Below are 8923 nucleotides of genomic sequence, written 5' to 3' on the forward strand. Positions count from 1 at the left end.
GCCCCCACGGCGATGCCGCGCAGCAGCGCCCTCGCCGCCCGAGCCGCTCGCGCTCGCAGGCGGCCAGCACCGCCGGCACGATCACCGCGCCGGAATGGACCGGTCCGCCCTCGAAGGTGTCGTCGTAATCCTCACCGTGCGCGGCGGTGCCGTTGACCAGCGCCGCGTCGAAGGCGGTCAGCGGCCGGGCATGGCCCAGGGCGGTGCAGGCGCCGGTGCCATCCGTCGCCGCCAGGGTGGCGGCGATATAGTCCTCGTGCCGGCCGGCGACGCACAGCCCGGCGACGTCCAGCAGCAGCCGGCGGGCGGTGGCCACCGCCTCGTCCGGCAAGGCGCGCGCCTCGGTGCCGGCGATCCAGCGGCCGAGCTGCTCGGCCACCGCATGGCCGGCGGCGGGCAGGGGTATGGCGGTCATTCGGTCTGTGTCTTCCGGGCAGCGGGGCGGCGTCGCGGCGCTGGGCCGGCGACGACGACATGGTCGGAATCGGCCGGGTCGTGGGCCCGGGCCAGGATGTTGCGAGCGTAGCCGCCCTCGACATGGGCGCGCATCGCGGCGCCGGCCGCCTCCGCATCGCCGGTCTGCAGCGCCTCCAGGATTTGGCGGTGCTCGGCATGCGAGGCAGCGCTGCTGCCGGCGGTGGCGAAGCTCTGGCGCCGCACCAGATGCATCCGGTTCACCACCTGGCGATACATCTCCAGCAGCGTCGCGTTGCCGGTCATCTCCACCAGCCGGTCGTGGAAGGTGATGTTCAGCGGGAAATAGCCGTTCACGCCGTCGCGGATCGACGCGCTCTCCAGCGCCGCCAGCATCTGCTTCAGCTCCAGCACCTCGGCCTGGCCGATCCTCGGCGCCAGCAGGCGGCCGGCCATCTCGTCCAGCGTGGCGCGCAGGGCGTACAGCTCCGCCACCTCCCGGTCCGACAGCTCGCGCAGGAACACGCCGCGGTTCTTCTCCAGCCGCACCAGCCCGGCCTCCTGCAGCGCCCGCAGCGCCTCGCGCACCGGGGCGCGGCTGACCTGCAGGTGCTGCGACAGCTCCAGCTCGTTCAGGCGCGAGCCGGCGGCGATCTCCCCGGCCTTGATGCGGCGCAGGATCTCCTCCTGCACCAGGCCGGAGAGGGTGAGGGAGCGTAGCAGCTCCAGCGGGGAGGCGAGAGGCGGGGTCATGGCGCGCACCATAGATCAGCCCGCCGGATGTGTGAATGGAGATTGTCGATTGAAAGATTGTCGACAATATGTAATTGACCAGGAGCGACGCAGGGGATCCTCAGGCGGCCCCGCCCGCGACGACCCCGAGCGACCCGAAGACGAGAGAGACCGAGAATGAGCACCGCCACGGCCGCGGCCCACGGCCCATCCGACCCTGCCTCCGTCGAGCTGCCGCCGGCGGTGACGCGCATCCTGGCGCGGCATCTCGCCGCCGCCCGCACCGAGGACCTGCCGGCCGATGTCCGGCATGAGGGGCTGCGTACCTTCCTGAACTGGCTCGGCTGCGCCGTCGGCTCGGCCCGGCACGAGGCGGTGTCGATCGCGATCGAGGCGCTGTCGCCGTTCAGCGGGCCGGCCCAGGCCGGCATCCTCGGCCGCGCCGAGCGGATGGACGTGCTGCACGCGGCGCTGATCAACGGCATCAGCTCGCATGTCTTCGACTTCGACGACACCCATCTGAAGACGGTGATCCATCCGGCCGGGCCGGTGGCCTCGGCGATCCTGGCGCTGGCCGAGCTGCGGCCGGTCAGCGGCCGCGACTTCCTCAACGCCCTGGTGCTCGGCGTCGATGTCGAATGCCGCATCGGCAACGCCGTCTATCCCGACCACTACCATGTCGGCTGGCACATCACCGGCACCACCGGCGTGTTCGGCGCCGCGGCGGCCGCCGGCAAGCTGCTGGGGCTGGACGAGCAGCGCATGGTCTGGGCGCTGGGCCTCGCCGCGACCCAGCCGGTCGGGCTGCGCGAGATGTTCGGCACCATGACCAAGAGCTTCCACCCCGGTCGGGCGGCGCAGAACGGCCTGACCGCGGCCCTCCTGGCCCAGCGCGGCTACACCAGCTCGGAGCAGGGGATCGAGGCCAGGCGCGGCTGGGCCAACGTCACCAGCACGCACCGGAACTATGACGAGATCACCGGCGACCTCGGCATCCGCAACGAGATCCTGCTGAACAGCTACAAGCCCTTCGCCTGCGGCATCGTCATCCACCCGGCGATCGACGGCTGCGTGCAGCTGCGCAACGAGCACGGGCTGGTGGCGGCGGAGATCGAGCGCATCGACCTCAAGGTCCATCCGCTGGTGCTGGAGCTGACCGGCAAGACGGCGCCGAAGACCGGACTGGACGGCAAGTTCAGCGTCTACCACTCGGCCGCGGTCGCGATCATCGATGGCCGGGCGGGCGAGCCGCAATACAGCGACGAGCGGGTGCGGGATCCGGAGGTGGTGGGCCTGCGCGACCGGGTGACGGCCGTGATCGACCCGGCGATGCCGGCCGATGCCGTCGCCGTGACGGTGACGCTGAAGGACGGACGGGTGCTGCAGAAGCGGGTCGACCACGCCATCGGCAGCGTCGCCCGGCCGATGACCGATCGCGACCTCGAGGCGAAGTTCACCGACCTGGTGCAGCCGGTGCATGGCGACGCCGGAACGGCGGCGCTGCTGCGGGCGTGCTGGGACCTCGAATCCGTCGCCGATGCCGGCGACATCGCCCGGATGGCCCAGACGCGCTGATCCCGAGCGGTGCCGGGGCCTCCGGCGCCGCCACTCCTTCGCCATGCCGGCCAAGACCAAGGACAAGAACGGCCGGGCAATCCCTTAGGGAGGGCAAGCCATGATCTTCCGGGCCTTCAAGGGCGCCACGGGCAGGGTCTTCATCCTGCTCTGCCTGATGTATTTCATCATGTATGTCGACCGCGTGAACCTCTCGATCGCGGCGCCGCTGATCAAGGGCGAGCTGGGCCTCAGCAACACCGAGCTGGGGCTGGCGCTCGGCGCCTTCGGCTATTGCTACGCGCTGTTCCAGATCATCTCCGGCTATCTCGGCGACCGCATCGGCGCCCGGCGCATGCTGTCGATCAGCGGCCTGTTCTGGGCCGCCGGCACCGTGGCGGCCGCCTTCGCCGGCGGGCTGTGGACGCTGATCGCCGCCCGTCTCGTGGTCGGCATCGGCGAGGCCGGAACGATCCCGACCGCCACCGGCGCGATCGGCCGCTGGGTGCCGAAGGCCCGGCGCGGCTTCGCCCAGGGCTTCACCCACACCTCCGCCCGCTTCGCCGCGGCGGTGACGCCGCCGGTGGTGGTGGCGATGATCCCGCTGCTGGGCTGGCGCGGCGCCTTCATCGTGCTCGGCGTCGTCAGCTTTCTCTGGGTCGCTGTCTGGTGGAACTACTTCCGCGACGATCCGGCCGATCACGAGGATGTGACCCGGGAGGAGTTGGCCGAGCTGCCGGTGCATGACCGCGAGGTCGGCAGCCGCGCCGAGGTGCCTTGGCGGCGGCTGATCCCGCGGGTGGCGCCGGTGACGCTGGCCTTCTTCTGCCACGCCTGGACGCTGTGGCTGTACCTGTCCTGGCTGCCCAGCTTCTTCGTCGGGGAATACGGCTTCGATCTGAAGGATTCGGCCGTGCTGTCCAGCCTGATCTTCATCGCCGGCATGGTCGGCGACACGGTCGGCGGCCTGGTCACCGACCGGATCTACCAGCGCACCGGCGACGTCAACCGCGCCCGGCGCAACACCATGCTGCTGGGCTTCACCTGCTCTCTGGTCTGCCTCAGCGGCGTGCTGTTCATCCACAGCCAGACCCTGATCGCCGGCTGCCTCGCCCTCGGCCTGTTCTTCCTGGAGATGACCGAGGCGCCGATCTGGGCCGTGCCGCTCGACATCGCGCCGCGCTTCGCCGGCATCGCCAGCGGCTTCGTCAGCACCGCGGCCGGCGTCGCCGCGCTGGTCTCGCCGGTCGCCTTCGGCGCCATCCTCGACGCCACCGGCAGCTATCGCCCGCCCTTCCTGGTGTCGATCGCGCTGCTCGGCCTCGGCATCGTGCTGGCCTTCTTCGTCCGCCCCGACCGGCCGGTGGAAGCGGCGGACCGGCCGGCCGGCACCGCCCATCCCCATCCCGCTGCGCTGAGGACCTCGCCATGACTCGGGAACTGGAGGGCCGCGTCGCCCTCGTCACCGGCGCCGCCCGCAACATCGGCCGCGCCATCGCGCTGGACCTCGCCGCCGCCGGCGCGGCGGTGCTGGTCCATGCCAGGAGCTCCGCCGACCTCGCCGCCGGGGTGGTGCAGGAGATCGAGGCCAAGGGCGGCCGCGCCCGGCTGCACCTGGCCGACGTGACGGTGCCGGAGCAGGCGGGGGCCACGGTGGCCGCGGCGGTCGAGGCCTTCGGCCGGCTCGACATCCTGGTCAGCAACGCCGCGCTGAGGAAGGAGACGGCGTTCGAGGCGATGAGCTTCGCCGAATGGCACGAGGTGCTGGCCGTGATCCTCGACGGCGCCTTCCTGACGGCGCAGGCGGCGGTGCCGCATCTCAAGGCATCGGATGCCGCCAGCATCATCACCATCGGCGGCCTGTCGGCCCATACCGGCTCGGCCGGGCGGGTGCATGTCACCACCGCCAAGGCCGGCATTGTCGGCTTCACCCGCGGCCTGGCGCACGATCTGGGGCCGGACGGCATCACTGTGAATTGCGTCGTGCCCGGGCTGATCGGCACCCAGCGCGCTCCTCACGGCGGCGGCGAGCCGGCGCACCATTCCCGCCACGCCACGCTGCTGGGCCGCCGCGGCACGCCGGAGGAGGTGGCGGGGCTGGTGCGCTACCTCGCCGGCCCCTCGGCCCGCTACATCACCGGCCAGGCCCTGCACGTCAATGGCGGGGCGTTCCTCTCGTAGAAGGGCCTGGCCGGGTGCGCTGTCGCGTTACCTCTCCCGCCTGGCGGGAGAGGCAACACGCTATCGCCCGAGGATGATCCGATCCGAAGGCCACCGCTCTCTAGGCGAACCCCCGCACCGGCATGTCCGGACCGCGGCGCAGCCAGTTGCGCGGGGAATAGGCGGTGCGGCCATCGGTGACGTGCAGTGTGTAGGCGTGGCGCGACACCGGCGACCGGTTCGGCGCGCTGTAATGCGGCAGCCGGCCGTGGAAGCAGACCAGCGCGCCGGCCTTGACCTCGACCGGCACCGCGGTGGCGTCGATCGGCCACGGCGTGGCGTCGAGCTTCTCCATGCGCGTCGCGCCGTCCTCCAGCAGGAAGCGCTCACGCAAGGGGCCGCGGTGCCCGCCGGGCTCGACCCACAGGCAGCCATTGGACCGGTCGGCATCCTCCAGCGCGAACCAGAAGGTGGTGACGCTGATCGGCGTGGTCTCGAAGAAGCTGGCGTCCTGGTGCCAGCGCACCTCGCCGCCGATGCCGGGCTGCTTGAAGATGTACATCGACTGCCAGATCTGCGGCTCGGCCAGGCCCAGATCGGCAGCCAGCGCCGCCAGCTTCGGGTCGCGCGAGAAGCGGTCGAACACCGGGTCCAGGTCATGCAGCGCGTGGCCGATCTTGTTGATCGACAGCGCCTTGGCCTGGCGCAGCCGGCCGGCCTCGTCGAACGCCTCCTCCTCGAAGAAGCAGCGGATCTTGTCGCCCGAGGTTAGGAAGTATTCGTCGGATTTCCGCTCCTGCTCCCTGGTGGTGAAGATCGAGACCGTGTCGCCGGGATCGAAGGCCTCGACGATCGCCTCGGCCCGGGCGCGGACGGCGCGGATCTCCTCGATCGGCTTGAAGCCGTCCAGCACCAGATAGCCGTCGCGTTCGTATTGCGTCTTCTGCGCCTCGCTCAGCATCGCCACCCTCGCTTCGAGTCCTCCGGCAGTCTAGCGCGATCGCGATCCCTGGCACCGCTCTTGCTTGCAATCGAACTGAAACAATGCTGGGACAGCGGCAGGACCGGGCAGGGGGCGGCAATGACGACGACCGAAATCGGAATGACGGCAGGCGGAATGGCGGCGGACCGGCCGGATGCGACGGCGCGGCGGGCGCTGATCGCCTCGGCGGTCGGCTACGCCATGGACGGGTTCGACCTGCTGATCCTCGGCTTCATGCTGTCGGCGGTGGCCGCCGGCCTGGCGCTGACCCCGGCCGAATCGGGATCGCTGGTGACCGCGACGCTGATCGGCGCGGTGGCCGGCGGCATCCTGTTCGGCATGCTCAGCGACCACCTCGGCCGGGTGCGGGTGCTGACCTGGACCATCCTGCTCTTCGCCGTCTTCACCGGCCTCTGCGCCCTGGCGCAGGGCTATTGGGACCTGCTGGCCTACCGCACCATCGCCGGCCTCGGCCTGGGCGGCGAGTTCGGCATCGGCATGGCCCTGGTGGCGGAGACCTGGCCGGCGCGCTACCGGGCCCGCGCCTCCTCCTATGTCGGGCTCGGCTGGCAGGCCGGCGTGCTGGCGGCGGCCCTGGCCACGCCGATCTTGCTGCCGCTGATCGGCTGGCGCGGCATGTTCGCGATCGGCCTCTTGCCCGCCATCGTGTCCTTCGTCGTCCGCCGCACCATCGGCGAGCCGGCGCTGTTCCTCGACCGTGCCGCCCAGATACGTCAAGGACAGGCGCGCCAGGGCAATGCGCTGCGGCTCCTGGTCAAGGACGGCCGCACCACCCGGATCAGCGTCGCCGTCTTCATCCTCTGCTCGGTGCAGAATTTCGGCTATTACGGGCTGATGATCTGGCTGCCGACCTATCTGTCGACGGCCATGGGCTATTCCCTGACCAAATCGGCGCTGTGGACGGTGGTGACCATCCTCGGCATGTGCGTCGGCATCGGCGCCTTCGGCCATCTGGCGGACCGGATCGGCCGGCGCCCGACCTTCATCCTGTTCCAGGCCGGCGCCGCGATCATGGTCGTGGTCTATGCCCAGCTCGACTCGCCGACGGCGCTGCTGCTGGGCGGCGCGGTGATGGGGCTGTTCGTCAACGGCATGATCGGCGGCTACGGCGCGCTGATGTCGGAGCTGTATCCAACCGAGGCGCGGGCGACGGCGCAGAGCGTGCTGTTCAACCTGGGCCGCGGCGTCGGCGGCTTCGGCCCGCTGGTGGTCGGGGCCCTGGCCTCCCAGTATTCCTTCAGCCTGGCGATCGCGCTGCTGGCGGTGATCTATGTGATCGACATCGGCGCCACGCTGATGCTGCCGGAAACCAAGGGCGTGGAGCTGGAATAGGGCGCTGCCGGCACCCACCCCTCAACTGTCATTGCCGGGCTTGACCCGGCAATCCAGAGAGCGTCGAGACCTTCTGGATGCCCGGGTCAAGCCCGGGCATGACAGAAGAAACTATCCGACCGGCCTTGTCGCCTGCTCCAGCCAGGCGCGGTCCTCGCCCTCCAGCTGCGGACCGACGATCTCCCGCACCCGGGCATGGTAGCTGTCCAGCCAGGCGCGCTCCTCGGCAGTCAGCAGCGCCGGGTCGACCAGGGCCAGGTCGATCGGCGCGAAGGTGATGGTCTCGAACTCATAGAAGGTGCGGCTGTCGTCGGAGAGCGCGGCGCAGGGCTGCACCACCACCAGCGTCTCGGTGCGGATGCCGTAGCGGCCGGCGGCGTAATAGCCGGGCTCGTTCGACAGGATCATGCCGGGCTCCAGCGCGACCGTGTTCGGCGTCTTCGAGATCCGCGCCGGCCCTTCGTGAACGCTGAGATAGCTGCCGACGCCGTGGCCGGTGCCGTGGTCGAAGTCGAGGCCATGCTCCCACAGCGGCCGGCGAGCGAAGGCGTCGATCTGCGAGCCCGTGGTGCCCTTCGGGAAGCGCAGGGTCGAGATCGCGATATGGCCCTTCAGCACCAGGGTGAAGTTGCGCCGCATCTCCTCCGTCGGCGTGCCGACGGCGATGGTGCGGGTGATGTCGGTGGTGCCGTCGCGATACTGGCCGCCGCTGTCGACCAGATAGACATTGCCCGGCTCGATCCGCCGGTTGCTCTCGGCGCTGAAGCGATAGTGGGGCAGGGCGGCGTTCGGGCCGGCGGCGGAGATGGTGTCGAAGCTGAGGTCGCGCAGCGCCCCGGTGGCCACCCGGAACTCCAGCAGCTTGGCGGCGGCACTCGCCTCGTCCAGCCGGCCGGACGGCGCCTCGCGCGACAGCCAGGCCAGGAATCGGCTCATGGCGACAGCATCGCGGCGATGGGCTGCGCGGGTGCCCTCCAGCTCGACCGCGTTCTTACGGGCGCGGGGCAGGGCGCAGGGGTCGGCGCCGATATCGATCCTGGCGCCCTTCAGCCGGTCCTGCACCCAGGCGCTGGCCGAGGCCGCGTCGATCCGCACCGCCTTGCCGGCACGGCCCAGCCCCTCCAGCGCCTGGCCCAGGCTGGACGGCGGCTGGATCGCCACCTCGTTGCCGAGATGGGTGTCGACGCCGGGCACCAGCTTGCGCCGGTCGATGAACAGGTCGACCAGCCCGTCGGCATGCAGCACGGCGAAGGACAGCGGCAGCGGCGTGTGCGGCACGTCGGCGCCGCGCAGGTTCAACAGCCAGGCCACGCTCTCCGGCGCGCTCAGCACCACCGCGTCCAGCCGGTCGCGCCGCAGCGCCTCGGCGATCTCGGCCCGCTTCTCCCGCGCATCCTTGCCGGCGACGTCGAGCGCCTGGACGATGGTGGGGGAGATCGGGGTCGGCGGCTGGTCGGTCCATAGCGTGTCGATCGGGTTCTCCTCGACCGCCATCAGCGTGCCGCCTGCAGCCTCCACCGCCTTGCGCGCCTTCTCGACCCAGGCGACGGTGACCAGCCGCGGATCGTAGCCGGCGCGGCCGCCTTTCGGCATCGCGTCGGCCAGCCAAGCCTCGTGCGGTTCCTGGTGCAGGTGCCGCCGCTCCCACAGCGCCGGGTCGGTCTGCTGCTGCGCCTGGATGGTGTAGCGGCCGTCGATGAAGATCGCCGCCCGATCGGCCGTGACCAC

The 8923-nt window shown here is 70.9% G+C and carries 8 protein-coding genes; 4 read left to right on the top strand and 4 right to left on the bottom strand.

The features are described 5' to 3' along the window. A partial coding sequence (locus P409_RS18115; protein WP_034840755.1) for an MmgE/PrpD family protein occupies positions 1-415 on the bottom strand: 415 nt, incomplete at its 3' end. Beyond that, complete coding sequence (locus P409_RS18120) at positions 412-1167, bottom strand: FCD domain-containing protein (RefSeq protein WP_081991601.1); 756 nt, start codon at positions 1165-1167, stop codon at positions 412-414. The genes P409_RS18120 and P409_RS18115, both read right to left, overlap by 4 nt. A 156-nt stretch (positions 1168-1323) precedes the next feature. On the opposite strand from P409_RS18120, the gene P409_RS18125 reads away from it, so the two are divergent. The 3 genes from P409_RS18125 (at position 1324) to P409_RS18135 (ending at position 4881) form a co-directional block, all read left to right on the top strand. Further along, positions 1324-2721 (top strand): MmgE/PrpD family protein, encoded by a 1398-nt coding sequence (locus tag P409_RS18125; RefSeq protein WP_034840759.1) that lies wholly within the window; start codon positions 1324-1326, stop codon positions 2719-2721. 100 nt (positions 2722-2821) lie between these two features. Continuing rightward, the gene (locus P409_RS18130) at positions 2822-4132 is read left to right on the top strand and encodes an MFS transporter (protein WP_034840761.1); all 1311 of its coding nucleotides are present in this window, start codon (positions 2822-2824) and stop codon (positions 4130-4132) included. Beyond that, positions 4129-4881, top strand: a complete 753-nt coding sequence (locus tag P409_RS18135) for an SDR family NAD(P)-dependent oxidoreductase (protein ID WP_034840766.1) — start codon at positions 4129-4131, stop codon at positions 4879-4881. Before P409_RS18130 ends, P409_RS18135 begins: the two co-directional genes overlap by 4 nt. Positions 4882-4981: 100 nt before the next feature. Here the strand turns inward: P409_RS18135 and P409_RS18140 are convergent, their stop codons facing one another. Then, complete coding sequence (locus P409_RS18140; RefSeq protein ID WP_034840770.1) at positions 4982-5821, bottom strand: phytanoyl-CoA dioxygenase family protein; 840 nt, start codon at positions 5819-5821, stop codon at positions 4982-4984. A 141-nt stretch (positions 5822-5962) separates the two neighbouring features. Between P409_RS18140 and P409_RS18145 the strand changes: the two genes are divergently transcribed. After that, a complete protein-coding gene (locus tag P409_RS18145) occupies positions 5963-7195 on the top strand; it encodes an MFS transporter (protein ID WP_052120870.1) in 1233 nt (410 codons plus the stop codon). Between the two features lie 111 nt (positions 7196-7306). Here P409_RS18145 and P409_RS18150 read toward each other — a convergent pair. Next, positions 7307-8923, bottom strand: a 1617-nt coding sequence (locus tag P409_RS18150; RefSeq protein WP_081991600.1) for an aminopeptidase P family protein, incomplete at its 5' end; no start/stop codon positions are given.

The organism is Inquilinus limosus MP06 (assembly GCF_000767795.1).
Lineage (GTDB): Bacteria > Pseudomonadota > Alphaproteobacteria > DSM-16000 > Inquilinaceae > Inquilinus > Inquilinus limosus_E.